General features: G+C 53.0%; 27 protein-coding genes. 16 read left to right on the plus strand and 11 right to left on the minus strand.

Annotated elements, in window-relative coordinates; genetic code table 11:
• Positions 1-18: 18 nt before the first annotated feature.
• The 8 genes from tatC to rraA form a co-directional block, all read right to left on the minus strand.
• Positions 19-774 carry a twin-arginine translocase subunit TatC gene (tatC, locus tag CX651_RS05990; protein WP_039034057.1) on the minus strand — a complete coding sequence of 252 codons (756 nt, stop codon included), beginning with the start codon at positions 772-774 and terminating at the stop codon, positions 19-21.
• A gap of 10 nt (positions 775-784) precedes the next feature.
• Positions 785-1,192 (minus strand): Sec-independent protein translocase protein TatB, encoded by a 408-nt coding sequence (gene tatB, locus CX651_RS05995; RefSeq protein ID WP_071475672.1) that lies wholly within the window; start codon positions 1,190-1,192, stop codon positions 785-787.
• A gap of 6 nt (positions 1,193-1,198) precedes the next feature.
• On the minus strand, positions 1,199-1,444 hold the full coding sequence (gene tatA / locus CX651_RS06000) for a Sec-independent protein translocase subunit TatA (protein ID WP_101054667.1): 246 nt from the start codon (positions 1,442-1,444) through the stop codon (positions 1,199-1,201).
• Between the two features lie 59 nt (positions 1,445-1,503).
• Positions 1,504-3,153 carry a ubiquinone biosynthesis regulatory protein kinase UbiB gene (gene ubiB / locus CX651_RS06005; RefSeq protein ID WP_101054671.1) on the minus strand — a complete coding sequence of 550 codons (1,650 nt, stop codon included), beginning with the start codon at positions 3,151-3,153 and terminating at the stop codon, positions 1,504-1,506.
• Positions 3,150-3,782 (minus strand): ubiquinone biosynthesis accessory factor UbiJ, encoded by a 633-nt coding sequence (locus CX651_RS06010; protein ID WP_101054675.1) that lies wholly within the window; start codon positions 3,780-3,782, stop codon positions 3,150-3,152. Before CX651_RS06010 ends, ubiB begins: the two co-directional genes overlap by 4 nt.
• Before the next feature lies 1 nt (position 3,783).
• Positions 3,784-4,539, minus strand: a complete 756-nt coding sequence (gene ubiE, locus CX651_RS06015; protein ID WP_101054677.1) for a bifunctional demethylmenaquinone methyltransferase/2-methoxy-6-polyprenyl-1,4-benzoquinol methylase UbiE — start codon at positions 4,537-4,539, stop codon at positions 3,784-3,786.
• A gap of 270 nt (positions 4,540-4,809) precedes the next feature.
• Positions 4,810-5,832, minus strand: coding sequence for a formimidoylglutamase (locus CX651_RS06020; RefSeq protein ID WP_101054681.1), 1,023 nt, complete (start codon positions 5,830-5,832; stop codon positions 4,810-4,812).
• A gap of 108 nt (positions 5,833-5,940) precedes the next feature.
• Positions 5,941-6,426, minus strand: a complete 486-nt coding sequence (gene rraA / locus CX651_RS06025) for a ribonuclease E activity regulator RraA (RefSeq protein ID WP_025011574.1) — start codon at positions 6,424-6,426, stop codon at positions 5,941-5,943.
• A 334-nt stretch (positions 6,427-6,760) separates the two neighbouring features.
• Between rraA and CX651_RS06030 the strand changes: the two genes are divergently transcribed.
• The 3 genes from CX651_RS06030 (at position 6,761) to CX651_RS06040 (ending at position 8,741) form a co-directional block, all read left to right on the plus strand.
• Entirely contained in the window at positions 6,761-7,003 is a 243-nt protein-coding gene (locus CX651_RS06030) for a YgjV family protein (RefSeq protein ID WP_101054684.1), read from the plus strand.
• Positions 7,004-7,124: 121 nt separating this feature from the next.
• Positions 7,125-7,637 (plus strand): phosphatase PAP2 family protein, encoded by a 513-nt coding sequence (locus tag CX651_RS06035; RefSeq protein ID WP_101054686.1) that lies wholly within the window; start codon positions 7,125-7,127, stop codon positions 7,635-7,637.
• 9 nt (positions 7,638-7,646) lie between these two features.
• Positions 7,647-8,741: an MJ1255/VC2487 family glycosyltransferase gene (locus tag CX651_RS06040; RefSeq protein WP_101054689.1), complete on the plus strand. Its 1,095-nt coding sequence runs from the start codon at positions 7,647-7,649 to the stop codon at positions 8,739-8,741.
• 43 nt (positions 8,742-8,784) lie between these two features.
• Here CX651_RS06040 and CX651_RS06045 read toward each other — a convergent pair whose 3' ends face one another.
• From CX651_RS06045 to ubiD, 3 genes are all read right to left on the minus strand, one after another.
• Positions 8,785-9,165 (minus strand): gamma-butyrobetaine hydroxylase-like domain-containing protein, encoded by a 381-nt coding sequence (locus CX651_RS06045; RefSeq protein ID WP_100141861.1) that lies wholly within the window; start codon positions 9,163-9,165, stop codon positions 8,785-8,787.
• Between the two features lie 155 nt (positions 9,166-9,320).
• Positions 9,321-10,019 (minus strand): NAD(P)H-flavin reductase, encoded by a 699-nt coding sequence (gene fre / locus CX651_RS06050; protein WP_101054692.1) that lies wholly within the window; start codon positions 10,017-10,019, stop codon positions 9,321-9,323.
• A gap of 65 nt (positions 10,020-10,084) precedes the next feature.
• Positions 10,085-11,566, minus strand: coding sequence for a 4-hydroxy-3-polyprenylbenzoate decarboxylase (gene ubiD, locus CX651_RS06055; protein ID WP_101054696.1), 1,482 nt, complete (start codon positions 11,564-11,566; stop codon positions 10,085-10,087).
• Positions 11,567-11,893: 327 nt separating this feature from the next.
• On the opposite strand from ubiD, the gene CX651_RS06060 reads away from it, so the two are divergent.
• From CX651_RS06060 to CX651_RS06120, 13 genes are all read left to right on the plus strand, one after another.
• On the plus strand, positions 11,894-12,403 hold the full coding sequence (locus tag CX651_RS06060; RefSeq protein ID WP_101054699.1) for a hypothetical protein: 510 nt from the start codon (positions 11,894-11,896) through the stop codon (positions 12,401-12,403).
• Complete coding sequence (locus tag CX651_RS06065) at positions 12,400-13,062, plus strand: SDR family NAD(P)-dependent oxidoreductase (protein WP_101054702.1); 663 nt, start codon at positions 12,400-12,402, stop codon at positions 13,060-13,062. The genes CX651_RS06060 and CX651_RS06065 overlap by 4 nt, the downstream gene beginning before the upstream one ends.
• 79 nt (positions 13,063-13,141) lie before the next feature.
• Complete coding sequence (locus CX651_RS06070; protein WP_101054705.1) at positions 13,142-13,960, plus strand: thermonuclease family protein; 819 nt, start codon at positions 13,142-13,144, stop codon at positions 13,958-13,960.
• A gap of 175 nt (positions 13,961-14,135) precedes the next feature.
• Positions 14,136-15,383 carry a malic enzyme-like NAD(P)-binding protein gene (locus tag CX651_RS06075; RefSeq protein WP_101054707.1) on the plus strand — a complete coding sequence of 416 codons (1,248 nt, stop codon included), beginning with the start codon at positions 14,136-14,138 and terminating at the stop codon, positions 15,381-15,383.
• 189 nt (positions 15,384-15,572) lie between these two features.
• Complete coding sequence (gene csrD / locus CX651_RS06080) at positions 15,573-17,486, plus strand: RNase E specificity factor CsrD (protein WP_101054709.1); 1,914 nt, start codon at positions 15,573-15,575, stop codon at positions 17,484-17,486.
• Positions 17,487-17,709: 223 nt separating this feature from the next.
• Positions 17,710-18,594, plus strand: a complete 885-nt coding sequence (locus CX651_RS06085; RefSeq protein WP_101054712.1) for an MSHA biogenesis protein MshI — start codon at positions 17,710-17,712, stop codon at positions 18,592-18,594.
• Positions 18,591-19,190 (plus strand): PilN domain-containing protein, encoded by a 600-nt coding sequence (locus CX651_RS06090; RefSeq protein ID WP_101054715.1) that lies wholly within the window; start codon positions 18,591-18,593, stop codon positions 19,188-19,190. Before CX651_RS06085 ends, CX651_RS06090 begins: the two co-directional genes overlap by 4 nt.
• Positions 19,187-19,846, plus strand: a complete 660-nt coding sequence (locus CX651_RS06095; protein ID WP_101054718.1) for a type II secretion system protein GspM — start codon at positions 19,187-19,189, stop codon at positions 19,844-19,846. Before CX651_RS06090 ends, CX651_RS06095 begins: the two co-directional genes overlap by 4 nt.
• Before the next feature lie 13 nt (positions 19,847-19,859).
• On the plus strand, positions 19,860-20,153 hold the full coding sequence (locus CX651_RS06100; RefSeq protein ID WP_229839749.1) for a general secretion pathway protein GspB: 294 nt from the start codon (positions 19,860-19,862) through the stop codon (positions 20,151-20,153).
• A complete protein-coding gene (mshL, locus tag CX651_RS06105) occupies positions 20,153-21,883 on the plus strand; it encodes a pilus (MSHA type) biogenesis protein MshL (RefSeq protein WP_226564640.1) in 1,731 nt (576 codons plus the stop codon). Before CX651_RS06100 ends, mshL begins: the two co-directional genes overlap by 1 nt.
• 8 nt (positions 21,884-21,891) lie before the next feature.
• Entirely contained in the window at positions 21,892-22,803 is a 912-nt protein-coding gene (locus CX651_RS06110; protein ID WP_101054725.1) for an ExeA family protein, read from the plus strand.
• Complete coding sequence (locus CX651_RS06115; protein ID WP_101054728.1) at positions 22,800-24,158, plus strand: tetratricopeptide repeat protein; 1,359 nt, start codon at positions 22,800-22,802, stop codon at positions 24,156-24,158. The genes CX651_RS06110 and CX651_RS06115 overlap by 4 nt, the downstream gene beginning before the upstream one ends.
• Positions 24,155-25,909: a GspE/PulE family protein gene (locus CX651_RS06120; RefSeq protein WP_101054731.1), complete on the plus strand. Its 1,755-nt coding sequence runs from the start codon at positions 24,155-24,157 to the stop codon at positions 25,907-25,909. The genes CX651_RS06115 and CX651_RS06120 overlap by 4 nt, the downstream gene beginning before the upstream one ends.

Below are 25,909 nucleotides of genomic sequence, written 5' to 3' on the forward strand. Positions count from 1 at the left end.
ACCCTTGCTGCCTGCTGATTATGCCTGCTTTTCCTCGGTTTCGTCCTCGTCTGATTCATCCGAAGCCTTGCTGTAAAAACGGGCAGCCAAGAGTCCACCTTCAAACAATAACAGCATTGGCACGGCCAGCATAGTCTGAGAGATGACATCTGGCGGTGTCAGCATCATGCCCACCACAAAGGCACCGACAACGATATAGGGGCGTTTGGCTCTTAGGTCTTCCGGAGTAGTGACTCCGGCCCAGCACAGCAAAATCACGGCGACCGGGATCTCGAATGCCAAACCAAAGGCAAAGAACAGCTTCAGAATAAAGCTCAGATAACTGCTGATATCGGTCGCGACCTGAACCCCTTCCGGAGCCACACTGGTAAAGAAGCCGAATACGACCGGGAACACTACATAGTAGGCAAAGGCAATTCCCAAATAAAACAGCAGAGTACTGCTGAATAAGAGCGGAACTACCAGACGTTTTTCATGTTTATATAGTCCGGGCGCGACAAAGGACCAGATCTGAAATAGCACATAGGGCACCGCAATGAAAAAAGACAGTACCAGTGTTAGTTTAAAGGGAGCAAAAAACGGCGCGGCCACATCCGTTGCAATCATACTGCCGGTATCCGGCAATGACTGCATCAATGGGATCGCCATATAGTGATAGATATCATTGGCCCAGTAAACCAGGGCAATAAACACGATAAGCACACTTGCAATGGCTTTGAGCAGTTTAGTGCGCAGTTCAAGCAAGTGGCTGATTAATGGCTGCTGTTGCGACATGCGTTACCCATTATTTAGTGTCAGTACCTGTCGGCTTGGGAGCCGTCTCGGTGGCAGGTGTTTTCTCCTCGACAGCGGCTTCTGCCTTGGGGGATTCCTGGGCTGGAGATTTGCTGTCTTCAACCTGATAGGGGCGGTTAACCGATTGGGCCGCTTCTCTCAGTTGATCGATAGATTCCTGCAGTTCCGGAGACAGATTGCTGAGGCCCTTACTCTCGGCCTTCTTCAGGTCTGCATGTAACTGCTCGATCTTGAGCTCCTGCTCAAGTTCATCTTTGACCGAATTAGCCATGCGTTTCATGGCACGGATCCAGCCGGTAATTGAACGTACCGCTACCGGGAGACGTTCGGGGCCGAGAACGACCAGCCCCAATACCCCGATGAGCAGCAGCTCCATAAAGCCGATACCATCGAACATAGGGAATTACGCCTGTTCTTTGTCCTTGGACTCAGGCTTCTTATCAGTCGCCTGTGCTTTTGGGTCTGCCTGAGTGTTCTGTGCAGAAGTGTCCTCTATGGCCTTCTTGTCGTCGTCACTGGACATGGCATTTTTAAATCCCTTAACTGCTCCGCCGAGGTCGCCGCCCAGTGAACGCAGCTTCTTGGTGCCGAACAGCAGCACTACAATTAACGCGATGATGAGAAGTTGCCAAATACTGATACCACCCATGAAGGTTTCCTCTTAGATAATCTTGGTTCAATTATGAACCTTTAATTAAAATGTACTAATTAAAATTTCTTAATTTTAGGCCTGGATCGCCATCCAACAAACCATAGGATTGCTCCGGCCCCAATACTGACATAGGACGGCCACAGTGTAGCGTCCTGACTGAGTGAAATCGTGCCACAGATCAACAAAATTGCGGATGTGATTAACAAATAATTACTTTTGTGTGCTTTTTGCTGGTGCTTAAGATACTTATCCAGCATCTGCTGCTGAGCCCCAAGGAGATTACGCCCCAGCTTCAGATTGTCATATATCAGCTCCGGAAACTCTGGAAGTTTATCAGACCAGAAGGGCAATTGTGTTTGCACTTTTTTGAACATTGCCTTGGGGCCGACCTGTTCTGCCATCCACTGCTCAAGGAAAGGTTTGGCCGTTTGCCACAGATCCAGCTGAGGGTAAAGCTGACGTCCCAAGCCCTCGATATAGAGCAAGGTCTTTTCCAGCAAGACCAACTGCGGCTGCACCACTATATGAAAGCGGCGCGCGGTGCGAAAAAGTTCCAACAATACATGGCCGAAGGAGATCTCATTCAGCGGCTTGTTGAACATAGGTTCACACACCACTTTGACTGCTTGCTCGAAGGCCTGAATATCGGTATCGGCCGAAACCCAACCGGATTCCACATACAGCTGAGCGATACGGCGGTAATCACGATTGAAGAAGGCAAGGAAGTTTTCTGCCAGATAGCGTTTATCCGTGTCGTTAAGTGTTCCCATAATGCCGCAGTCCAGACCGATATAGAAAGGATCTTCCGGGTGCTCGCGGGAAATAAAGATGTTGCCCGGGTGCATGTCGGCGTGGAAAAAATTATCGCGAAAGACCTGGGTAAAGAAGAGTTCCACCCCACGCTCGGCCAACAGCTTGAGGTTGGTGCCCTGTGCCTTGAGCGCTGCTATATCAGATACAGGGATCCCCTCGATGCGCTCCATCACCATCATCCTTGGATAGCAAAGCTCTTCATAGACATAGGGAATATAGAGGGCGTTGGAGTCGATAAAATTGTTGCGCAGCTTGACCGTATTGAGCGCTTCCAGTTTAAGGTTGAGCTCCCCCAAAATGGTAGTGCGGTAGTCTTCCACCACTTCGGCCGGGCGCAGGCGGTTATCCGGGCCGAGAATGGTTCCCAGCAGCTTGGCACTCTGGCTCATCAACTGCAAGTCGGCGAGAATGTTTTGCTCTACATTGGGGCGTAATACCTTGAGGACTACAGGCTTACCGTTGGACTTGAGCGTTGCCGTGTGCACTTGGGAAATAGACGCCGAGGCCAGCGGGGTATCGTCAAAATCGTCAAACAGGGTTTCTATGGGGGCCTTGAGCTCGGCCTCAATGGCTTGCCGCGCCAACTTGGAGTCAAATGGCGGGACTCTGTCCTGCAACATGGCCAATTCATGGGCCCATTCATCACTGAGCAGATCGCGACGGGTGGAGAGCATTTGGCCGAACTTGATATAAACCGGCCCCAACTCTTGCATCGCCAGTTTCAGCCGTTCACCGCCTGCCTTGGATTTATGTTTGTTGTGTAGCCAAAATAGACTGCGACGCCAGAGTTTGAAGTACCAAGGGGTCAACTTTTTCGGCAACAGCTCATCCAAACCATAATGCAGGGCAATGCTGATAACCTGATATCCTCTCTTGATACTGGCGAAACTCATGGGCTTTTCTTGTCCTTCAAATTGGCGAGTCGTTGTTCTAAGGCGTCCGTGGCGGTCGCAAGCTCGTCAATTTTGTCGCAATGGTGAATAAATTCAAGCCGATGAGGGGCTAATTTATACTCTTCGGTGGTTAATTGCGCCAGATGGGACTGGGTCTTGTTAAACACCCGGCTTAAATCTGCCCTGGCTCGCTCCAGACCGCTCAATAGTATATGCGTCGGGGCATCACCCAGATAACGGGACAAAGGCTCGGCAAAGTCGAATCTGACCTGTTGCAGGAAATGGCTGAATGTTTGCAACAGAGAGAGTTCACCTTCGATGACCAGCTTATCTTGCTTGATAAGCTCGGTGAGACTCTCGCCTTCGCCCAGGCGATAGAGAGTGGTGGCATCGGCCTTGACGGTTACCGCCACCTCGCCTTCATAGTTGGAAAGCACCTGAATTTTTTTGGCAAACACTAAATAAAGCGGCCAATTCAGTTGACTGAGCTGCAGACACAGGACTTTACCGTGCAGCGATTTCAACCGGGCATATTCGCCCTCGGCTTGGTCGGTGACTTTCTCTAGCGCCATCTCCAGAGCGGCGCAGCACAGCAGCCGCCACTGTGATGTCAGGCTCAGTTCATTCATCTCAGAACTTATAGCCTCGATGCAGAGCGACTACGCCGTCGGTCATATTGATGTAATCCACCTGCTCCAGGCCGGCGTCCAGCATCATCTGCTTCAGGGTTTCCTGATCCGGGTGCATACGGATGGACTCGGCCAGATATTCGTAGCTGTCGGCGTCTTTGGCAACCAACTGACCCATCTTGGGCAGGATCTTGAACGAATACAGATCATAGGCCTTGCGCATGATCTCATGCTGTGGCTTGGAGAACTCCAATACCAACAATTTACCGCCAGGCTTGAGCACTCGTTGCATTGAGCGCAGCGCCGCATCTTTGTCGGTCACATTACGCAGGCCAAAGGCGATGGTGATGATATCGAAGTGATTGTCCGGGAAGGGCAGCGCTTCGGCGTTGGCCTGTACATAACTGACGTTGCCCACTATGCCCTTGTCGCGCAGCTTGCTGCGGCCAACTTTGAGCATGGAATCATTGATATCCGCCAGAATAACTTGGCCTTTTTCGCCCACCAGGTGCGAGAATTTTGCGGTCAAATCACCGGTGCCTCCGGCCAGATCCAATACCTTCATTCCCGGACGGGCACCGGCGCACTCTATGGTGAAGCGTTTCCAGAATCTATGGATACCAAAGGAAGCGACATCGTTCATGATGTCGTATTTAGCGGCAACGGAATGGAAGACTCCGGCTACCAGGTCGGCCTTTTTTTCAGCTTCGACAGTTTTATACCCGAAATGTGTACTCTTTGGTGAGCCTTCAGACATCAGTGTATTCCTATGACTAACTTGTATTGCCGCGAGTGTAAGCTATTGGTGCGGCTTGCTGAATCTTTGCGCGGCCAAGCTGTGATCGCCGCAGTAAAAAACGCTGTTGGCCCCGTGGCCAGACTGCGCATTAGACCACAATATCTGCCGGGGGTGAATAGCCTCAGCCGCCATAGCATTCCCTATTGCGGCTGAACTTCGCTGAGCCGTCCTGCCTATTTGAGCACGGGCAAGCTTGGCGGTGCTAAAGCGAAAAGAGTGTGGCAGTGTTCAGACCTGTTTGGCCTGTAGGTAGGCGTAAATCAGTTCGGCAAGGCACTGACCCACGGCCTTGTAGCCGGCGGCTAAACCTGCATCGTGGCATGCCGGGGCGCCTTCGGCCAGATGCAGATAGACACTAGAGGTGTGGCGCGCCATATGGCTGACATAATGCGCCGCATCCAACAATGGAATACCGGCAACCGTAGAGGCACTGGAGGGCATCTGGGATATGGCATCCAGATCCAGCTCTATGGCGACCGGCAGCCCCGTATGGCGCAGCTGGCGGGCAATGTCATTCAGAGCCTGTTCTAAGCTCAGCTCGCGACGTACCCAAATTTGCTGCAGGCTGTGCCAGCTGCCACCAAATGCCGAAAGTTGCTCCAGGTTGGCTTCACTGTTTTTCAGTTCATGCAGCCCGAGCACGTGATAATGCCCCAGAGAGCCGTTAGCTGCAGCATAGCTGAAACCGTTGCCACTGTGGCGGCCTTCTCGCAACCTGAAGTCTGAATGAGGGTCCAGGTTGACCGCTGCCAGCGGCTTGGATAACGCCGCCCGGGCGGCGCTAAGTATGCCAAAAGCGTTGTTGTGGCCACCGCCGATGACGATGGGCTCAAGTCCGGCGGCAAAAACCGGAGTCAGGGCTTCGATGACCTGCTGATCCAGCGACTCCACCTCTTGTCTGAGTTGCTGGCAATTATTGGCGGCATTGACAACCGGGGTGATCTCCCCCAGCAGCAGGCATTCTTCACCACTGAGAAAGCGGTTAGACTGCAGATTGAGCAGTGCCGGCAACATGGCGTCAAAGGCCTGGTTGGCGCCGCCTTGTCCCAGATTTGCTCTGGGCCCAAGATCTTCCTTGATACCTATGATGGCAAAACGGGCGCCTGCGGCTTTGGCCTGAGTCAGCGCATCCATATAGCTCGCCGCGCCTGGCAGCAGGCGCACTTTCTGACCCAGACGGGTTTCACCTTCTCTTGGGCTGAAAGATTGGGCCAGCTTGGCTTGCGTGATGGGGGAGAGCGGCAGTTCCATAGAGTATCCCTTTCTCTGACGGGGCAAGAATAGCCTCTATTCTGGCTGAGGCTGAGCAAAAGGCAACAAAAAAGCCGGCAGAAGCCGGCTTTGGTTCAACAGTGAATATCAGTCGATATCCAAGGGTTCTGGAGATAGAATTACCCCTGTGTTATCGGCGTAGATATGATCGCCTGGAAGGAAGGTAACACCACCGAAGTTCACTGGGATGTCCACTTCACCAATGGCATTGCCATCGGCACCAACAGGAATGGAGGCCAGAGCCTGGATACCTATATCCAGCTCTTCGAGGGCATCGACATCGCGCACGCTACCGTAAACGATAATGCCTTCCCAGTTGTTGTTGACTGCAACCTCGGCAATCGAGGCATCGATCAGCGCTCGGCGCAGAGAACCACCGCCGTCTACCAGCAGAACCTTTCCTTCGCCATCGTCCTGCAATACATCGAGAATGAGGCCGTTGTCTTCGAAACACTTGATGGTGCTAATGGAGCCGCCAAATGAACTACAACCGCCGTAGTTGCTGAACATAGGCTCGACGACATCGACAACATCCAAGTACATGTCACAAAGTTCTGAGGTGTTGTATTCCATATTTACACTCCTGTTGAACCGCAAGGTCTGACAAGACCGCGGGATAACGCACTAAGTGCCAGTATATAAGGGATTCTTGAAAAGAAAAGTGTTATCAATCACGGTATTGCTGGATTTTCTTTTTGTTAACATTTGTGTGGTAATATTTCGTGGCTAGTGTATAAATGTGCACCATTTTTTGATGTGAGTCATTAAATAACGTATTTTTATTACAAATGTGCTGTGGCTTTTGTTAATATAAGTACCATCCAAACTTACTTAACTTTAACCTGCTTTAGGGGCACGGATCCCCCGTCAGGCTTATGGACGGCAGAGGGCCTGAACGAGGTGCCTTATGGAAGCTCTTAACACAATTGAAATCATTGGCTATTTTGCCTCCATCATGGTGGCCATTTCTCTGATGATGAAGGATATTATCTGGCTCCGTTGGATCAACTTTACCGGTTGTACCCTGTTCGTGATTTACGGTGCGGCCATTTCTGCCTGGCCGGTAGCGGGAATGAACGCCTTTGTGGCTTGTATCAACGTTTATCATTTGATCAAAATCTATCGTGGCCGGGCGGCAATCACTGCCTGATGTCATAAAAGCTTAGGGCAGGTGTCACCTGCCCGTCACACCCCTTGACTAGGCTCTTTACTGCTACACAGATTGGAGCCCTTGCCCCGGCTCCTTACTGTCCACAGAAGGAGCCTCAGCCATGTTTACATACCTCGCTGAACTCGATCTTCGAACCTTTCGCGCGCTGACACAATTTGGCCGCAAACATGATCTGGAAGCCTGTGCCCTCAAGTTTTCTGCATCGGGTAATGGCCCGCTTTACCTGTGTCTGGCGCTGCTCATGTTATTGGAGCAGGATGGGCCGCGTTTTTTCGCCTTGTTGCTGTTGGCGTACGCTGTGGAATTGCCTTTGTATCTGCTGCTGAAAAATGCCATTCGCCGTAAACGCCCATGTCATCAGGTTCTGGTGGGCTTCAGGGCCAGCTTTGAGCCCTCTGACAAATTCAGTCTGCCGTCCGGCCATACGGCGGGTGCCTTCGTGTTCGCCAGTGCGGTATGGCAAATTTACCCACAGCTGGCAGTGCCGGTATTTATCTGGGCTGCTTTGGTTGGGGTTTCCAGGGTGTTTCTCGGCGTTCACTACCCTCTCGACATCCTGGCGGGTGCCCTTTTGGGCTGCAGTGCCACTCTCATAGCAGTAGTTTGGATATAAGGACTATCAATGCGGATACTTTACGGTGTTCAGGGCACAGGGAATGGCCATTTGAGTCGCGCCAGGGTAGTAGCCAAAGCCTTGGCAAAGCACGATATTCAGGTTGACTATTTATTCAGTGGTCGCCAGCCGCAGCAGTTTTTTGATATGCAGGCCTTCGGTGATTACCGGGTCTGTGCCGGGCTGACTTTTATTACTCAAAAGGGACAGGTCAGCATCCCCAAGACGCTGATGAATAACTCTGCTCTAGCACTTTGGCGGGACATTCGCGAGTTGGACCTCAGTGGTTATGATCTCTTGCTCAATGATTTTGAGCCGGTTTCGGCCTGGGCTGCCAGGCGCCAGGGGGTGCCCAGCATAAGCATTAGCCATCAAGCTTCTCTCAGATACCCTGTGCCCAAGGTGGGAAACTCCTGGTTCAACAACTGGTTGCTGGAGAACTTTGCCCCTGTGGATCAGGCATTGGGGTGTCACTGGCATCATTTTGGTTACCCAATTTTGCCGCCCTTTGTCGATGTCAGTCGCTGCGCCGTGGAACATTCACACGATATTCTGGTATATCTGCCGTTTGAGAGCCCACAAGCTATTGCCGAATTGTTACTTCCTTTTAATGACTATCGTTTTATGGTGTATCACAGCCAAGCGGCGCCAGTTGCTTTACCTGAGCATATTCTGTGGCATGGTTTTGATCGTGAAGGCTTTAAGGCCGACCTCGCCAGTTGCGGTGGTGTGATAGCCAATGCCGGATTTGAACTGGCCAGTGAAGCCCTGACCCTGGGTAAAAAGCTCTTGGTTAAACCCTTGCTTGGGCAGTTTGAACAGCTGTCGAATGTGGCCGCCCTGGAGTTGCTGGCAGCGGCCGACAGCATGATGACGCTGGAGCCGCAAACGGTGAAACGTTGGCTCAAACGGGGTAGCCCTGAGCCGATTAACTACCCGGATGTGGGCGATCTGCTGGTGCCTTGGCTGTTGGCCGGCAATTGGCAGGACAGTCAATCGCTGTGCCGGGAGCTGTGGCAGCAGGTGACATTACCCGACACCTGGTTTTCCAAGCAGGATGCCAGGGCACTCAGCGGGCTGCCTTTGGGCTCGCTGATCCGCTAGCAAAGGTACGAATAGGTCATCGCATAACTTGGTCGTATTTTACTCAGTTATATTTGATATTCATGCTGATAAGGGCTTCACGGCTGCCCTTTTCGGCACGCAGCCGCGCCAGATACTGTTCCCAGAGTTCAGTTTGTTGGGTGCAGAGCTGGTGCAGTATCTGCCAGGAATAGAGGCCGGTATCATGGCCGTCATCGAACACCAGCTTAACCGCATAATTGCCGACCGGCTCAATGGCGCTGATGTTGACCTCTTTTTTGTGAGTCACCAGCTTGGGGTTGCCATGGCCGTGTACTTCGGCCGACGGAGAGTGAACCCGCAGAAATTCGCAGCTCAGCTGATACTGACTGCCATCATCGAAGCCTATCTCGAGCAGTTTGGATTTACGCTTCAGTTTCAGTGATGTGACTTGAGGATGACTCATGGGAACTCCATTGTGTCCGGGGTTTCTGTGTATCTGTTTATTCTATGTCAGAGCGCTTGGACTGTGCACCCCGGTGGATGAGAGCTGACACACATTAATAGTGGCAAAAATAGCGGCCGCATGCTGCGACCACTATTGAATAAAGATGAAGACAGTTATTTGATAAAGGCGAAGGCATCGCCGTAGAGGTGGGCTTCATCCAGTCCCATCTCGCGGAACAGCTCTCGCGCAGCGCCGACCATGTCGAAACGACCGGCGATATAGATGTCATAGCCCACCAGGCTGACAAAGTCCGAGCGTATCTGCGACAGTAGATTGGCCTGTTTCCCCTGCCAGTCGGCATCGGCCTGTTCTACTACTGGCACGAAATGCAACCAAGGGTGTGCTTGATGCCACTCTCTGGCGATGGTTTCGTAGTACATGGCTTCAGGATTGCGGCAGCCCCAATAGAGCAGGGTTTCAACCTTTTGCCCCAGGGCGATTTGCTGCTCTACCAGGCTCTTGATATAGGAGAAGCCTGTACCACCGGCAACCAGCAGTCTGGGCCTGACACTCTGGTGTCTGAGGAAGGCTTCGCCGCCCGGAGCTTCGATATCGATATGGCTGTTGTTTCTCAGCCGCTCGACCACTTGCATGGGATAGCTCTCGCTGACGGCTGCGCCTATGTGAAGTTCTATGAGTTCGCTGCCGGGAGCCGAAGCTATGGAGAAGGGACGCTTGTCTTTCTCACCCATTACCACACACAGGTATTGACCTGCCTTGAACTCCAGCGGTTTTTCGGGGCGCAGCAATACCTGGTACACAGCGTCATTGAATGGGGCAACTTTCTCTATTTTACAGCGGATGCTATTCATCGAACTTCCTTTTTACCTCTCTGTTGAAGGCTTATTTTAATAATGGCTAACGTAGTTATTGCGGATTATAGGGTCGCTTGGTCTTCTATGCCCAACTGCTCCCAAATCTCGTCCACTCGCTGTTTAACCTCTTGGTCCATCACTATTGGGGTGCCCCATTCGCGGTTGGTTTCACCTTCCCACTTATTGGTGGCATCCAGGCCCATTTTGGATCCCAGTCCCGCCACGGGCGAAGCGAAATCCAGATAGTCAATGGGGGTGTTGTCTATCATCACAGTGTCGCGGCTGGGATCCATCCGGGTGGTTATGGCCCAGATAACGTCTTGCCAATCGCGGCAATTCACGTCTTCATCGACTATGACAATAAACTTGGTATACATAAACTGACGCAGGAAAGACCAGGCTCCCATCATCACCCGCTTGGCATGGCCGGGATATTGTTTGCGGATGGAGATCACCGCCATCCGGTAGGAACAACCCTCCGGCGGCAGGTAAAAGTCGACGATTTCCGGATACTGCTTGCGCAGGATAGGAACGAAGACCTCATTGAGCGCTACCCCGAGCATAGCCGGTTCATCCGGTGGCCTTCCCGTGTAGGTGCTGTGGTAGATGGCGTCTTTTCTGTGACTGATATGGGTCACGGTAAACACAGGAAAACTGTCGGTTTCATTGTAATAACCTGTGTGGTCACCGTAGGGGCCTTCCACCGCCATCTCTTCGGGATCGATATAACCTTCGAGAATGATTTCGCTGGTGGCCGGTACTTCCAGATCGCAACTCAAGGCCTTGACCACTTCGGTGCGCTCACCGCGCAGCAGCCCGGCAAAAGCATATTCACTCATGGCATCGGGCACTGGCGTGACGGCGCCGAGAATGGTGACTGGGTCGCTGCCCAGAGCCACTACCACAGGATATTTTTCACCTGGGTGCTGCTGCTTGAAGTCGGCAAAGTCCAACGCCCCGCCTCTGTGTGACAACCAACGCATGATCAGCTTGTTCTTGCCGAGCAGTTGCTGGCGGTAGATCCCCAGATTCTGGCGTTTCTGTCTCGGCCCTTTGGTGATGGTCAAACCCCAGGTTACCAGTGGTGCAACATCGCCGGGCCAGCAGTGTTGAATGGGCAGGGCGTTCAGGTCGACCTGATCGCCTTGCAACACCACCTCTTGGCATGGGGCGTTACGCACTGTCTTGGGTGGCATGTTCAGCGCTTGTTTGAACATGGGGATCTTGGCAATGGCATCCTTGAAGCCCCTGGGTGGCTCTGGCTCCTTGAGAAACGCCAGCAGTTCGCCCACGTCCCGCAGCGCCATGGGATCATCCTTGCCCAGGGCCATGGCGACCCGCTTCGGCGTACCGAAGAGGTTAACCAGCACAGGCATCTGTTTGCCCTTGGGGTTTTCAAACAACAGTGCTGGGCCACCGGCGCGCAGCACCCGATCGGCTATTTCGGTCATTTCAAGATAAGGATCAACCGGATAGCTGATACGCTTGAGCTCACCCTGACTCTCGAGGTGATCGATAAAACTGCGTAAATCCTTAAAACTCATGTGGAAATAGCCTCGCTTCCGAATGCATTAATGGCGCGCACTATAGCATTAATCCCGGCAACGGTTAACTGCTAAGGAAGGTGCGAATAACTCCTCAAGGCACTTTGGCTTGCACAGCAATCGGCGGTCAAGGTATCTGACTGCAGGCATGTCTGGGGCTTGTCGAAGTCGGATCTTCCCTGAGATAGTTGCCGTGGCTAGAGACAAACAGCTAACCCTTGGCTGAATGCACGCTGAGTCATCTTCGTTTATCCTGTGATTCTCTGGTGAATCCGGGAGTCAGCCGTAGTAGCATGAAAGCTGCGGGCCTTGAAGCCTGGAGGCTATATGAAACGAGCAATTTTCCTGAGTCTGATACTGATGAGTTTGCCACAGGTGGCTGCTGCTTGGGATAACTCCCATGCCGAGCGCCACTATCAGGGCGATATTCATAGAGAAGATTATAATCGCCACCATAACCATGGCTCACGAAGTCATTGGGGGCTGTATTGGGGCGTTAACAATCCCTGGCTATCGCCCTGGCGCTACGACCCATGGAATCGTTGGCAGTGGGATGATCCTTGGTACAGAGATCGCTGGCAGCGCCCCTATGTATATCGCAGGCAACCCAAGCCGGAACCTGTGGTGGTTGCGCCACCGCAGCGAGTCACGACTCACTTCGAAACCTTGGCCGACACAGGGAGTCGCGCCAGTCTGCCGGCTAACGCCAGGGTGATACAAGAAGGTAATCGTACCTTGTATCAATGGCAGGGCAAGACCTATCAATTTGACTGGCAAAGCCAAACCTATCGGCCTCTGCCGCAATCCCCATCTGAAGTCGGAGAGCAAAGCAAATGAAATTGATCACAGGGGCCAGCAGTGGCTTGGGGGCAGCGCTAGCGAGGCGCTATCATACTGAAGGTGAGTCCTTGTTGTTAACCGGCCGCAACGAACAGAGGTTGCAACAACTGGCGGCAGAGTTGCCAGGAGTCAGTTGTCAAACAACAGATTTAACCAATCCGAGCGCGATTGAGGCTCTGCTAGATACTTTGGGCGAGGCCCCTGAAATGTTGTTGCACTGTGCCGGCAGTGGTCGCTTCGGTAACCTGGAAACTCAGTCACCGGCCGAGATAAAGAGCCTTATCGACAATAATCTCCTGTCCACCCTGTTGCTGCTTAGAGCCATGCTGGCTCGTTGGCGGCAAGAGAGCATGACACTGGTGATTGTCATGTCTACCGCGGCGCTGCAACCCAAGGCCGGAGAGAGCAGTTACTGTGCGGTAAAGTGGGCCGTCAGAGGCATGCTGGAGTCTCTGCGCTTGGAGCTCAAGGGCAGCAAGATAAAGCTGATAGCCGTCTACCCAGGTGGAATGGCAACCGGGTTTTGGCCCAGCAGCGGTAAGTTGGTGGATACATCGAATTTTATGACGGCCGATGAAGCGGCAGCCATGCTAAGCAACGCCTTACAAAACTGCGCTCACGGCTATGTTTCGGATATCACCTTGACCCGGGGCTAGGATACATAGTTAACAGTGAAAAAGGATTTTGCGCTGTTAGTCAGGGCGGCCAAGAAAAAACACTGCCAAGGGAGGCGCTATGATATCTCTAAGGAACCTTAATCGCATAGGCGCAGGCTTGATAAACGGCTTGTTGTTGCTGGGCACTCTGCTGTCTTTGGGATTGGCGCAGGCCAGCACAGCCGACAACTTGTGCATTCCCTATACAGCCAGCGAAAAGGTCACACTCGCCTATATCAATGATGGCGATACCCTCACACTCAAAGATGGCCGCCTGATACGCTTGATAGGTGTCAATGCCCCCGAGATAGATCATCAGTATCCCAGTCTCTCCCAGCGCTACAGTCTGGAGGCCAGGGCCTTTGTAGCCTCTAAGCTCAAAGTGGGGGATGAGCTGGCGCTGATGTTTGGTCCTACCAAGCTGGATCCCTATGGTCGCACCTTGGCCTATGTCTTTACTGCGGATGGTTTATTGTTGCAGCAGGCGTTGCTGCAACAGGGTTTTGCGATGGCCAGGGTCTATCAGGAACATCCATTTTGGGAATGCTTTGCCGAGATGGAGCAGCAAGCGCGCACTCAGAATGCAGGCTTGTGGCAGTTTGACGACTATGCGCCCAAGGCGACTTCGGTTATCGGCCAACAGGATTTAAATCACTACCGGCTGGTCAGAGGTGTAGTGACGGATTTTGAAAGAAAGGGACAGTATTTGTGGCTTATTCTGGACGATAACTTCTATGTTGGCATACCTCAGGCCGGATCTGGTAATTTTAGCAAGGTTTTAGCGTTGAACTCGCTCAAAAGAGCCGTTGTAGTGCGGGGTAAGTTGTATTTTTCCTACAAAAAGTGGCAGATTATCGTCAGCCATCCTTCACAGATAAGTTTGGAAAATCCCCCTTAGAAGCAAAATACTTGACTTAAGTGGAAAATTTGCCATCCACTGTTTTAAACTCGTGCCTTTTCGCGTATCTTTAGCGCCTTGTGATTTGAGTCACTGTGAAAGGAATTTTGCAGTGATCCAGACCTGTGTTTGTACGGTTTTTACTTAATATCATTCCGCATTTCAGGATTTTAAAATGACAGATTTCCGTCAAAAAGCGCTCGATTACCATGAGTTCCCCGTTCCAGGCAAAACCGCAGTGATGCTGACCAAGCCTGCCGAGACCAGTATGGATTTGGCTCTGGCCTACAGCCCTGGAGTGGCAGAGCCGGTACGTGAAATCGCTTCCAATCCTGCCAATGCGTACAGATACACCAACAAGGGCAACACGGTTGCTGTGATCTCCAACGGTACTGCCATTCTGGGACTGGGTAACCTCGGCCCCTTGCCATCCAAGCCGGTAATGGAAGGAAAGGCTTTGCTGTTCAAGCACTTTGCCAATATCGACGCCACAGATATCGAAGTAAAACACCGCACAGCTGAAGAGTTTATTCATACTGTTGAAGCGATTGCCGACTCCTTTGGCGGTATCAACCTGGAAGATATCAAGGCGCCCGAGTGCTTCGAAATTGAACGTGAGCTGATCGAGCGCTGCCAGGTTCCTGTGTTTCACGACGACCAGCACGGCACGGCAATTGTGACAGCCGCCGGGATGATCAATGCCCTCGAGATCCAGGGCAAGAAGCTGGAAGAGGCTGTGTTTGTCTGTATGGGTGCAGGCGCAGCGGCCATCGCCTGTATGAGCATGTTGGTCAAGTGTGGTGCCCAGCGTGAAAATGTCTACATGTTGGATAGAAAAGGCGTGATTCATACCCGCCGTGAAGATCTCAACGAGTACAAGGCACTGTTTGCCAACAATACAGACAAGCGCACGCTGCAGGATGTGATCAAGGGCGCCGATGTGTTCCTGGGCCTTTCCGGCCCTGACGTTCTCGGCGCCGAGGAAGTGGCTATGATGGCCGAGAAGCCGGTGATCTTCGCCTGCTCCAACCCGGATCCTGAGATCAAGCCTGAGCTGGCCCATGAGATACGTAAGGATCTGATCATGGGAACCGGTCGCAGCGACTATCCCAACCAGGTCAACAATGTGCTTTGTTTCCCATTCATCTTCCGTGGCGCCCTGGATGTGCGTGCCAGCCGCATCAATGATGAGATGAAAATAGCCGCGGTTTATGCCATTGCCGAACTGGCCAAGGAGCCTGTGCCTGAATCTGTGTTGGCGGCTTACCCCAATGTCAGCGAGTTGAGCTTTGGCCCTCAGTATGTGTTGCCCAAGCCGATGGACCCAAGATTGCTGCCTAAAGTCGCCAAGGCTGTGGCCCAAGCCGCAATCGACTCTGGGGTGGCTCAGATAGACACTTTGCCGCAATACCCGGAAGTCTGATAGCAGTTTTATTCCAAAGGGGCCTTGTTGGCCCCTTTGTTGTTTTTGCAAGACTGTTGGGACATTTTCTGGTCTATGCTGCTTGTTGGTTGCCTTTTGCGTATGGCTGCTGAATAATCAGCAGACTGAGTTCCCGCAGTGAGGCGGCTCACCCCAAGAAGAATAAGAAGACTGGCAGGATCGCCCTCAATGAAACTCACCCGTATTCTCACAAAAAAGCTCACCAGTTTTTGGCTCTTATCGCTGACGATAGTGGCATTTGTGTTTCTGCTCTGCGCCATGATGAGTTTTCTGCAACTGACCTACAAGTTCCAGCAACAGAAAGTCACGGAGCTGGAAACCATGCTGGCCAATCAATACCATTCCGGCAGTAACTGGGAGCTGGAGTCCTGGCTGCCACCCATGTTGATTGCCTACAATGCCGCCAGTTTTAAGCTCTGGCATCATGATAAATTACTATTTGAATATAAAGGCAATATCGCTACAGAAAACCTGGTGCGCTATCAATCTTCGTTGAAGAGCAACCCTGAGTTTCGCATGGAGCTGGAACTGCCGCAGCCGTTTTCCCAGCACAGGCCAGGTTGGTACGAAGTCTTGATCATTCTACTTGGCGTCGGGGCCGTACTGGCGTTTGTTCGCTTTGGCTATCTCTGGTATTCGCGGCAATTGGAGGGGATTGAAGAGCTGGCGCAGCGCAGCCGTTTGATTCTCCTGGGTGAGCACGAAAAAGCACTGGCGATGCCGGGCAAGGGTAAACCCAGGTTGATTAACCGTGCCCTCAGCCGTTTGCTGGAAGAACTGGCCGATGCCCAGAAAGAACGTGCCAGGTTCGACAAGTTTATTCGCAGTAATACCTTCCTGGATCCCGACACCCGTATAGGTAACCGTCTGTTTCTCAAGAATCGCCTCGATGCCCTGAGCAATGAGCAGGGCATGATAGCCCATGGGGTGCTCTATCTGTTGGAGCTGGAGGATCTGGATCTGCTGCAACAAAAGCTGGGGGACAGTCTGACGCTGGAACTGCTCAGACAAAACGTCAACGGTATCAGCCAGATCCTGCAGTCTCAGCCCAACAGTTTCTTTGCCCGCCGCTCCCATAACCAGTTTGCAATAGTGGTGACCCAAATCTCCCTGGCGGAGGCCGATCAACTGGCGATCCGCTTGTTAAAAGTCTGCCAAAGCCAGGTATTGCCCAAGCTGGACAATGCCGACAACTTCTATCATCTCGGCGGCGCTTATTTCAAGGTGGGTGATGGCCATCAGCAACTGCTGGAAGAGGCGGAAATGGCCCTTAGAGCAGCGCAGCTGCAGGGGATCAATACCTGGTTTATGTATGATAAGGGCGCGGTGGATCAGGAGTTCGCCAAGGGCTCGGTACGCTGGCGCAGCTTTCTGGAAATGGCCTTGGTCAATAAGCGATTTCTGGCTTATACCCAGCCCGTGATGGATTGTGACGGCAAGCTGCACCATAGAGAGGTGTTTACCCGAGCCAGGGATCCCGAAGGTAATCTGGTGCGAGCGACCCTATTTTTGCCTATGGCGGTTAAATGTGGCCTGATGCCGCAAATTGAGCGCCAGACTCTGGAAAGAGTCTTATTTGAGTTGCTGCCGAGTGAGCCGGACAAGAAGGTTTGTTTCAGCATCAACCTGAGCCTGGATTCGCTGATGAGCCGCGCCTTTATTCGCTGGTTGCGTACCACCTTGCTGGAATACCGGGACCTGACCGGTAGGTTGATCTTCGAGGTCAGTGAGGATATCGCGGCGCCCAATCAGGAGAAAATCGCCTCCAGGTTACAGATGATCCGCAAGATGGGGGCGCGCCTGTGCGTCGATCATGTGGGCCAGCAGGTGATCAGCACCCAATATATTCAGGACACAGGTTTCCAACTGATTAAGCTGCACAGATCCATAGTGCGGCAGATCCATTTACGACCCGAAAACCAACTGTTTGTTCGTAGCTTGATAGGTGGACTCTACCGTACCGAAGTGCAGGTTTGCGCCGAGGGGGTGGAGTTGTTTGAAGAGTGGCAGACACTGAGAATACTCGGCGTCAGCGCCGCTCAGGGTAGCTGGTTCAGCGAGCCTATGCCGGCAACAGCCTGATCAAGAAAGAGTTCCGGGTTACTACAGGCTGGACTTGTTTGCCGACTTTGCTGAGCCTATCTTTAGGGCAGCTCTCAGTTTAATAATATTTGCCTATAAAATGAATTGATTAGTGTTTAGAATGAACATGCCAAAATATTGACTTAACTTTAAATTGGCAGCAAGTTCATAACCTTATGGGTACGATAAACGCTGCCGTTTTCACAGGGACTCAGGGTTTCTTATGACGAACAAGTCATTCATCAGTCGTCTTTTCAACTTTGGCGCGCCTCAATCCGGTAGCAATACCGGGGTGTTCCTCGCGGCCAATCACGCCTGGGTCTTTCGCCCGGAAAATGACGATCAAAGAGCCCTTTGTCACTGCTATCCACTGCACAAAGATGATTGGAACTCACTGTTTTCCTCGGTTTATGCCGATTTTGGCCCTTCAAAATTACAATTGACTTTAGGTTTTGGTCGCTATCAACTTTTGAGTGCCGACCGGCCCAAGGTTGAAGCCGATGAGATGGCTCAGGCATTGGTGTGGGCGGTCAAGGATATGGTCAGCACGCCGCCAACCGATATCCATTTGGATTACTTTGAATCGCCGATTAAAAGCAGTGACAAACTCAATGTTGTCGTCTGTTCCCACAGTCGCTTGTCTGCCTTGGCCCAGGAAATAGATAAGGCCGGTATGCAGTTGGTGGGGATCAGCATCGAAGAGTTACTGCCCACTAACCTCTTTAACCAAGACCCTTTAGCCAGGCTGGTGATAAGCCAAGTGCCTGGACAGGAGTTATTACTCACTGTGGTACGCGAGGGTGAGCTCTATATGCAGCGGCGTATCCGCGGATTTGCCGAATTGCATCAGACCGATGCCGAATCCTTGGGGTTCGGCGTTGCCGATACCCTTAGCCTGGAGATCCAGCGCTCGATGGACTTTTTTGAAAGTCAGCTTCGGCAAGCGCCGGTGGCCTCGATTGACATTATGGTTCAGGGGCAAACCTATGCCTTGGCGCAACTTGTGTCCCGTAATTTCAACCAGCAGGTGCGTCCGGTAGATGGCATGGATGTCGGCATGAAAATGGCTGAACTCAGCTATCAGGAACTTGAGCGGGGGAGTAAATGAGCAAGACCCGGGTCAATCTCTATTCGCCTTCTCTCTTGCCCCCCAGGTTAAGGCTCAGTTTCGCCCGTTTGTTGGCTATTGCAGGTGTGCTCTTGTTACTGGGGCTTTCGCTTATCGGCTTGGGATGGTGGCAGCAAACGCAAGTGTCCAGGCAGTTGCTTGAGGTCGAGTCGCAGCGCCAGGCCTTGGAGAGCGAAAAACAACAACTGGAAGCCGAATTGGCCAAGCGTCGCCCTAGTGCCGAGCTGGTCGTTGAGCTGGAGCGCCGTACTCAGGAGCGGGAGCTCAAGGGGTTACTGCTGACCGAACTTGGGCAGCGGGAGCGCATGACCTCCAAGGGCTTTGCGCCTGTGCTGCAGGAGTTGGCCCAAGTGTCCGATGGCAGTGTGTGGCTGAGTCGCATCAAGCTGGAAGAAGGCAAATTGGCGTTTGAAGGTTTCGGCCAATATCCGCAGAGTCTGCCGCGTTGGATAGACAAGCTCAAACAAACAGAGAGTCTGAGAGGGCGCTCGTTTGCTTCCATGACCATGGCTCGGGAGCCAGGCCAGCCATTGGCCTTCGTTCTGACCAGTGAAGCCCTGGAGGTGAAGAAATGAATTTCCTTCGGCGTCTGGGCCAAGCCTTTGATGGTTTGAGTCAAAGAGAAAGAGGCATGGTGGCGGGAGTCAGCCTGTTGTTGCTGCTATTGCTGCTGTATCTGCCGCTGGAGTCTTTCTGGCTGGAGCGCCAGAGCAATCTGCAACGGCTGCATGCTGGCCAGAGTAGCATCAAGCTCAGCCAGCAACAGCTGGCGCTCTATCGTCAACGCCTGGCGGAAGATCCGGATACGGCGCTCAAGGCAAATTTGGCGCAAGTGAATCGTGATATCGCTACGCTGGATCAACAGCTGGACAGCCAGATGGTTGACATGGTGCCCGCCAGTTATATGCCGTCATTGCTTACCGCCTTGCTGGAACGGGTGCAGGGAATACAGTTGACCGGCTTCAAGTCTGTCGCCCCAACACCTTTGCTGGTGGTAGGCAAAGCCGATGAGCAGCAGATGAATCTTTATAGCCACGGCATAGTGCTGGAGCTGGAAGGTGACTATTTCGCCGTGCTCAAGTTTGTACAGGCGGTGGAAAAGATGCCGGACAAGCTTTATTGGAAGCGCCTGGATTACCGGGTGTCTGAGTATCCCAAGGCCAGTGTGCAACTTGAGTTATACACGCTCAGCATCAATGAGGACTTTATCAGTGTGGCATCATCCAGCTAAGAGCTTAATCTTATTGGCGCTACTCTGTAGCCAGGATCTCGTTGCCGCCAGTTTGCGGGACCCCACCATGCCGGCGCAGGGGCTGATCGCTCCGGCCAAGGGGCCGGGCGGGCAGGGCTTGGTACTGAGCAGTCTGCTCAATGGACCTCAGGGCAGGCGGGCCGTGATCAATAACCAAATTTACCGCCAGGGAGACAGGATTCAAGGTGTGGTGCTAAGCCGTATCGATCAGGGCAGTGTTTTGCTGGCCGATGGCCGCCGACTCTATCTGTTTCAAGCGATTACCGAGCGCAAGGAAAAACATTAATGAAAACCAGACTCGCCTCTATGCTGCCGTTGTTGGTTCTGGGCCTGGCGGCCTGCCAAACCACGGATAGGCCCAACCCAGCAGCTTCCAAAGAGGCGCTGCGCGATTCCATGGCGCAGCAAAGTGCCAGGGCAGTAGTGCCCCCTCCGGCCAGCTTGCCTCCCGGTGTGCAGCAGGAGTTGAATGCCGATGGTCTTTTGGCCGGGCTGGCGGCACCTATGCAGACAGAGCGGCGTTTTGATGTCTCGGCCAATGATGTCGATGCCAGAGTGTTTTTTCCGAGTTTGGTGGAAGGCACTCCCTTCAGTGTGGCTGTGCATCCACAAGTGAGCGGCAATATCTCTTTATCGCTCAAGGGCGTAACTCTGAGTGAAGCCTTGCAGGTAGTGCAGGATATTTACGGTTATGAGATCAGCCGGGAAGGACGAGTCTTGAGGGTCTATCCCGCTGGCCTTAGAACCGAGACTTTCCCGGTCAATTACCTCTATATGGAGCGTATCGGTCTGTCGCTGACCTCGGTCAGCTCGGGAAGGATCTCTGACAACAATAACAACAACGGCAATAGCAATCAGAACAATAATGGCCTGAACAACAATAACAACAGTGGTTTTGGCAATAACAACAATAACAATAGCAACAACCAGAACAGCAATAACACCAACGGCACCTTTATCAGTTCCCGCACCAAGACAGATTTCTGGGGCGAGTTGCAAAAGACCCTGGAATCAATTCTGGGCAACAGTGGCGATGGCCGCTCCGTGGTGGTCACTCCCCAGGCCGGCTTGGTAACCGTCAGAGCCAATCCGGATGAGTTACGGCAAATTCGCAGTTTCCTTTCCACCGCCGAGAGCCATCTGCAGCGGCAGGTTATTCTGGAAGCCAAGATCCTCGAAGTGACCCTCTCCGATGGTTATCAGCAGGGGATCCAATGGGATAGGTTAGCCTCTGATGGAGGGAGTGCAGATAACAATTGGGATGGAATCACCGGCAGTTATGATCGCAGAGGTCATAAAGCTGAGGTGGGTTTCGGTACTTCTGGAGGAACGTTTGCTGATTCAATCTCAAATGTGATCGGCGGTGTAACTTCGTTGAAAATTACGGGTACGGATTTTTCGGCTTTGATCACTCTGCTCGATACCCAAGGCGATGTCGATGTGCTCTCAAGCCCCAGGGTGACAGCGTCCAATAACCAGAAGGCGGTGATCAAAGTTGGCCGTGACGAATACTTTGTCACGGATGTTTCCTCTACCACAGTGGCCAGCACTACGCCTGTGACCTCTCCTGAGGTGGAGTTGACGCCCTTCTTCTCGGGAATCGCTCTGGATGTGACGCCCCAAATAGACAAAGACGGCAGTGTCTTGCTGCATGTACATCCTTCAGTCACAGATGTGAAAGAGCAGAACAAGAGTATCAAGATAAGTGACTCTTCGTTGGATCTGCCCTTGGCCCAGAGTGAAATCCGTGAGTCCGACACTGTCATCAAGGCGCTTTCCGGTGATGTGGTAGTGATTGGCGGCCTGATGAAGAGCGAGAATACCGAAGTGGTATCCAAGGTGCCGCTGCTGGGTGATATTCCCTTTATCGGTGAAGCCTTTACCAACCGCAGTAAGTTAAAGCGCAAGACAGAGCTGGTGATTTTGCTCAAGCCGACCGTGGTAGTTGATGGCACCTGGCAAAAAGAACTGCAACGTTCCCAGAGCTTGCTCGACCGCTGGTATCCACAGGAATAACCGCTTCTATGTATCTGCAGCACTTTGGCATGCAGAGCATGCCTTTTGCCCTGACCCCCAATACAGGTTTTTTCCTGGGGTTGGCTCCCCATGTGGAGGCCTTGCAAGTATTGCAGGTGGCGCTGCAAACCGGGGAAGGTTTTATCAAGGTCACCGGCGAGGTGGGAACCGGCAAGACCTTACTGTGCCGCAAACTGCTCAACGAGTTACCGCAGCAGTTTCGCTGCGCCTGGTTGCCTAATCCTTATCTGACCCCGGCAGAACTCAGGCTGGCGATTGCCGAGGAGCTGGGGATTGCCGTGAGTGATATTAAAGATCAGCAGCAACTCAGTGGTCTTATTCAGCAGCAACTGCTGGCGCTCAGTGCCCAAGGGCTTAATATTGTTTTGCTGCTTGATGAAGCCCAAGCTCTGCCGGATGAGAGTCTTGAAGCTTTGCGGCTGTTGACCAATCTGGAAACCGAGAGCCGCAAGTTGCTGCAGGTGGTGATCTTCGGCCAGCCCGAGTTGGATGCGCGCTTGGCGCAGCAAGAGTTTCGCCAGTTACGCCAGAGGATCACCTTCAGCTATCGCTTGCGGCCGCTGACCCGGGATGAAGTCTATGCCTATCTGCGCCACAGATTGGCAGTGGCCGGTTATCAGGGGCCGGCGTTATTCAGCGCCGCAGACAGTAAGCGTATTGCCATCGCCGCCAGAGGGATCCCCAGATTGGTGAATATTTTGGCGCACAAGGCGCTGTTGCTCTGTTTCGGTGAAGGCAAACAGCAAGTAACATCCACTCATATCAAAGGCGCCATCAAGGATACCGAAGATGCTTCCCGTACTTCCAACTGGCGCTGGCTTTGGTCGACTCTAGCGCTGCTCCTTGCTTCAGTCGGCGCCTCGGTTGGGGTTTATGCCATGAAGGGAACTGGACTATGAGCGTGGTCAATCAGATGCTCAAGGACCTGGATAAACGCCAGCAGCCCCACAACTTAGCTCATGTTCCGGCGGGGCAGGCCAGTCAAGCGGCGGCCAACCCCTGGTGGTTGCTGCTGGGTGGCACGCTGCTTGGCATCTCTTTGTTGGCGCTGGGGTTATGGTTGGGCGGTTATCTGGGAAGTGGCAGTCAAAGCGCTTCTCAAAACCAAAACCAAAGCGGTGACCGAGCAGAGCCATCACAGACAGTGCCGTATGAGCCTGGGCCTACGGGCCGAAATCGGCCACAGCCGAGGGCAGTCTCAAGCGCTGCCGATGGCAGTGATAGATTAAATTTGGAGCCTGAGGCGCAGATCTCGGCGCTGCAACTTCCCAGCAAGAGCCTGGCTCCAAGTGAACAATCCAAAGCTCCTGATACGGGCTTGAATGCTCAAGGCTCAGCTTTTGAAACAAAAAGCTCTGAAACGAACGACTTTGAAACAAAAAGCCCGGAAATCTATGGCTCAGAAACGGGCAGCTTCAATTCGAGCCTTGCCGCCTCTGGGAAATTTGATACCAAGGCTGTTGGTGATATTCCGGCCGCCAAGGCAGAGCCGCTCGGACAGGAGGCTGGACAAGAGCCATCTCAGTCAGCACAAATAAAAACACCGGGTCGCAATGAAAAGTCAGGCTTGGAGCAGAAGCCCAGCTCCAATGAGAGTGGCCGGATAACCCAATCCAGATCAGCGGCTGCTAAACCAAGCCAGGCAAAAATGAGCGTGACTCAGGTCTCTCTGACCCCGGCAGAGCTGTCGCAAAAGAAATTACAACAGGGACAACAGGCCAAGGAACTGGGACAGACAGACAAGGCAATGTCGGCCTATGCCGAAGCCTTGCGTTTGAATGATGCCAATCACAACGCCCGCCAGGAGCTGGCTGCGCTGTTTTATGGTCGTGGCGAGTTGGACAAGGCGGCAGTACTGCTGCGTCAAGGTGCCGAAAGTTATCCGCAGCAACCAGTGTTTTGGTTGTTGCTGGCCCGGGTGCAGAAGGCTCGCAGCGAGTTACCTCTGGCTCTTGCCAGTTTGCAACAGATAGCCGATGGCAGCGAGCTTGGGCGCGAGAAATGGCTGCTGCAGGCGGAACTTGGCCAAAGTCTCAAGGATTGGCCCTTGGTACAACAAAGTTATCTTAGCTTGATCCAGCAGGATGCCTCCCAGGGGCGCTGGTGGTTGGGGCTGGCTTATGCCCAGGATGCGAGTGGCGATTATGATGCCGCCAAGGCCAGTTACCAGGAAGCACTCAAGCGCCAGGGCTTGTCCTCGGATGCCCGTGACTACATAGAAAACCGACTCGTCCAGTTAGGAGGCCGCCAGTGAAACCCAAGTTGAAAATGCGCCTCGGTGATCTCCTGGTTCAGGAGCAGATTATCAGCGAGGTGCAGCTGCAAAACGCGCTGTCACAACAAAAACAAACCGGCCGCAAGCTGGGACGCACCCTGATAGACATGGACTTTATCAGCGAGGAGCAGCTGCTGCAGTTTCTCTCGCATCAGTTGAATATTCCCTTTATCGATATCAGCAAGCGCCCCATTCCTGCCGAGGTGGTCAACCTCTTGTCTGAAGTGCAGGCGCGGCGTTTTCGAGCTTTGGTGATTGAGGCCGATAGCGATTCCGTGCTGGTGGCCATGAGCGATCCTGCCGATCTGCAGGCGCTGGATGAATTGGATGTGCTGTTGGCGCCAAGACGCCTGAAACTGGCGGTGGTGAAGGAACAGCAGCTGTTCGATGCTTTTGACAACCTCTATCGCCGCACCGGCCACATTGCCCAGATGGCCGGTAAGTTGGAGGAGGAATACGCCGCCGATGATCAGTTCGATCTCGCCAGTTTGACTGAAGGCGACAGCGACAACGAGACCACAGTGGTTAAGCTGTTGCAGTCGATTTTCGAGGATGCGGTGCAGATCCGCGCCTCGGACATTCACATTGAACCCGGTGACAAGTCGCTCAGGATCCGCCAGCGGGTGGATGGTCTGTTGCAGGAAAACGTGCTCAAAGAGGTCAATATCGCCGCGGCGCTGGTGCTCAGGCTTAAGCTGATGGCCGGCTTGGATATCTCGGAAAAACGTTTGCCCCAGGATGGCCGTTTTCATATTGAAATCAAAGGCCATCAGATAGATGTGCGTATGTCTACCATGCCCATCTATCACGGTGAGTCTGTGGTGATGCGGCTGTTGGATCAATCGGCAGGGCTCTTGACCCTGAATGAAACCGGGATGCCGCCGCATATTCTCGAGCGGGTACGGCGGCAGATAAAACGCCCCCACGGCATGTTGTTGGTCACAGGCCCTACAGGTTCGGGTAAGACCACTACACTTTATGGCATTCTCAGTGAACTGAACAAGGCTGAGAGCAAGATCATTACTGTGGAAGATCCGGTGGAATATCAACTGCCGCGGATCAACCAGGTACAGGTCAATCACAAGATAGGCCTGGATTTTTCCAATGTACTGCGCACCACCCTGCGCCAGGACCCCGACATCATAATGGTGGGGGAGATGCGGGATCAGGAAACCGTCGAAATCGGCTTGCGCGGCGCCCTGACAGGTCACTTCGTGCTCTCGACCCTGCACACCAATGACGCCATTACCAGCGCCCTGCGTTTGCTTGATATGGGGGCGGCCAGTTATTTGGTGGCCAGTGCCCTCAGGGTCATTATCGCCCAGCGCCTGGTGCGGCGGGTGTGTAAGAACTGCGCCACAGATTATCAACTCACGCCGCAGGACAGGGTCTGGCTCCAGAGCATCAGCAAGCGCGACTTTTCCGATGCCAGGTTTAGAGTGGGCACTGGGTGTCAGAGCTGTTCCGGCACAGGTTATCGTGGCCGGATTGGGGTATTTGAGATCCTCGAACTGGATGAAGCCATGATAGAGGCGATGCGCAGCGGTAATCCCCATGAATTTGCCCGCGCTGCTTACGCCAGCGAGCAGTTTACCCCGCTGGCTGAATCGGCACTGGCATATTTGCACTCTGGCCTGACAACCATAGAAGAGGTCGCCAAGTTGGTGGAAGATGTCTCTGAAGCTCAGGTGCCGTTGGCGGCCGAGATGATGGCTAGGGATGAGGTCTGA

It is taken from the genome of Shewanella chilikensis, assembly GCF_002836945.1.
Taxonomy (GTDB): domain Bacteria; phylum Pseudomonadota; class Gammaproteobacteria; order Enterobacterales; family Shewanellaceae; genus Shewanella; species Shewanella chilikensis.

Excerpts from the sequence above, each read along its gene's own strand:
- tatC (WP_039034057.1), bottom strand. The coding sequence starts at position 774 with ATGTCGCAACAGCAGCCATTAATCAGCCACTTGCTTGAACTGCGCACT.
- tatB (WP_071475672.1), bottom strand. The coding sequence starts at position 1,192 with ATGTTCGATGGTATCGGCTTTATGGAGCTGCTGCTCATCGGGGTATTG.
- tatA (WP_101054667.1), bottom strand. The coding sequence starts at position 1,444 with ATGGGTGGTATCAGTATTTGGCAACTTCTCATCATCGCGTTAATTGTA.
- ubiB (WP_101054671.1), bottom strand. The coding sequence starts at position 3,153 with ATGAGTTTCGCCAGTATCAAGAGAGGATATCAGGTTATCAGCATTGCC.
- CX651_RS06010 (WP_101054675.1), bottom strand. The coding sequence starts at position 3,782 with ATGAATGAACTGAGCCTGACATCACAGTGGCGGCTGCTGTGCTGCGCC.
- ubiE (WP_101054677.1), bottom strand. The coding sequence starts at position 4,539 with ATGTCTGAAGGCTCACCAAAGAGTACACATTTCGGGTATAAAACTGTC.
- CX651_RS06020 (WP_101054681.1), bottom strand. The coding sequence starts at position 5,832 with ATGGAACTGCCGCTCTCCCCCATCACGCAAGCCAAGCTGGCCCAATCT.
- rraA (WP_025011574.1), bottom strand. The coding sequence starts at position 6,426 with ATGGAATACAACACCTCAGAACTTTGTGACATGTACTTGGATGTTGTC.
- CX651_RS06030 (WP_101054684.1), top strand. The coding sequence starts at position 6,761 with ATGGAAGCTCTTAACACAATTGAAATCATTGGCTATTTTGCCTCCATC.
- CX651_RS06035 (WP_101054686.1), top strand. The coding sequence starts at position 7,125 with ATGTTTACATACCTCGCTGAACTCGATCTTCGAACCTTTCGCGCGCTG.
- CX651_RS06040 (WP_101054689.1), top strand. The coding sequence starts at position 7,647 with ATGCGGATACTTTACGGTGTTCAGGGCACAGGGAATGGCCATTTGAGT.
- CX651_RS06045 (WP_100141861.1), bottom strand. The coding sequence starts at position 9,165 with ATGAGTCATCCTCAAGTCACATCACTGAAACTGAAGCGTAAATCCAAA.
- fre (WP_101054692.1), bottom strand. The coding sequence starts at position 10,019 with ATGAATAGCATCCGCTGTAAAATAGAGAAAGTTGCCCCATTCAATGAC.
- ubiD (WP_101054696.1), bottom strand. The coding sequence starts at position 11,566 with ATGAGTTTTAAGGATTTACGCAGTTTTATCGATCACCTCGAGAGTCAG.
- CX651_RS06060 (WP_101054699.1), top strand. The coding sequence starts at position 11,894 with ATGAAACGAGCAATTTTCCTGAGTCTGATACTGATGAGTTTGCCACAG.
- CX651_RS06065 (WP_101054702.1), top strand. The coding sequence starts at position 12,400 with ATGAAATTGATCACAGGGGCCAGCAGTGGCTTGGGGGCAGCGCTAGCG.
- CX651_RS06070 (WP_101054705.1), top strand. The coding sequence starts at position 13,142 with ATGATATCTCTAAGGAACCTTAATCGCATAGGCGCAGGCTTGATAAAC.
- CX651_RS06075 (WP_101054707.1), top strand. The coding sequence starts at position 14,136 with ATGACAGATTTCCGTCAAAAAGCGCTCGATTACCATGAGTTCCCCGTT.
- csrD (WP_101054709.1), top strand. The coding sequence starts at position 15,573 with ATGAAACTCACCCGTATTCTCACAAAAAAGCTCACCAGTTTTTGGCTC.
- CX651_RS06085 (WP_101054712.1), top strand. The coding sequence starts at position 17,710 with ATGACGAACAAGTCATTCATCAGTCGTCTTTTCAACTTTGGCGCGCCT.
- CX651_RS06090 (WP_101054715.1), top strand. The coding sequence starts at position 18,591 with ATGAGCAAGACCCGGGTCAATCTCTATTCGCCTTCTCTCTTGCCCCCC.
- CX651_RS06095 (WP_101054718.1), top strand. The coding sequence starts at position 19,187 with ATGAATTTCCTTCGGCGTCTGGGCCAAGCCTTTGATGGTTTGAGTCAA.
- mshL (WP_226564640.1), top strand. The coding sequence starts at position 20,153 with ATGAAAACCAGACTCGCCTCTATGCTGCCGTTGTTGGTTCTGGGCCTG.
- CX651_RS06110 (WP_101054725.1), top strand. The coding sequence starts at position 21,892 with ATGTATCTGCAGCACTTTGGCATGCAGAGCATGCCTTTTGCCCTGACC.
- CX651_RS06115 (WP_101054728.1), top strand. The coding sequence starts at position 22,800 with ATGAGCGTGGTCAATCAGATGCTCAAGGACCTGGATAAACGCCAGCAG.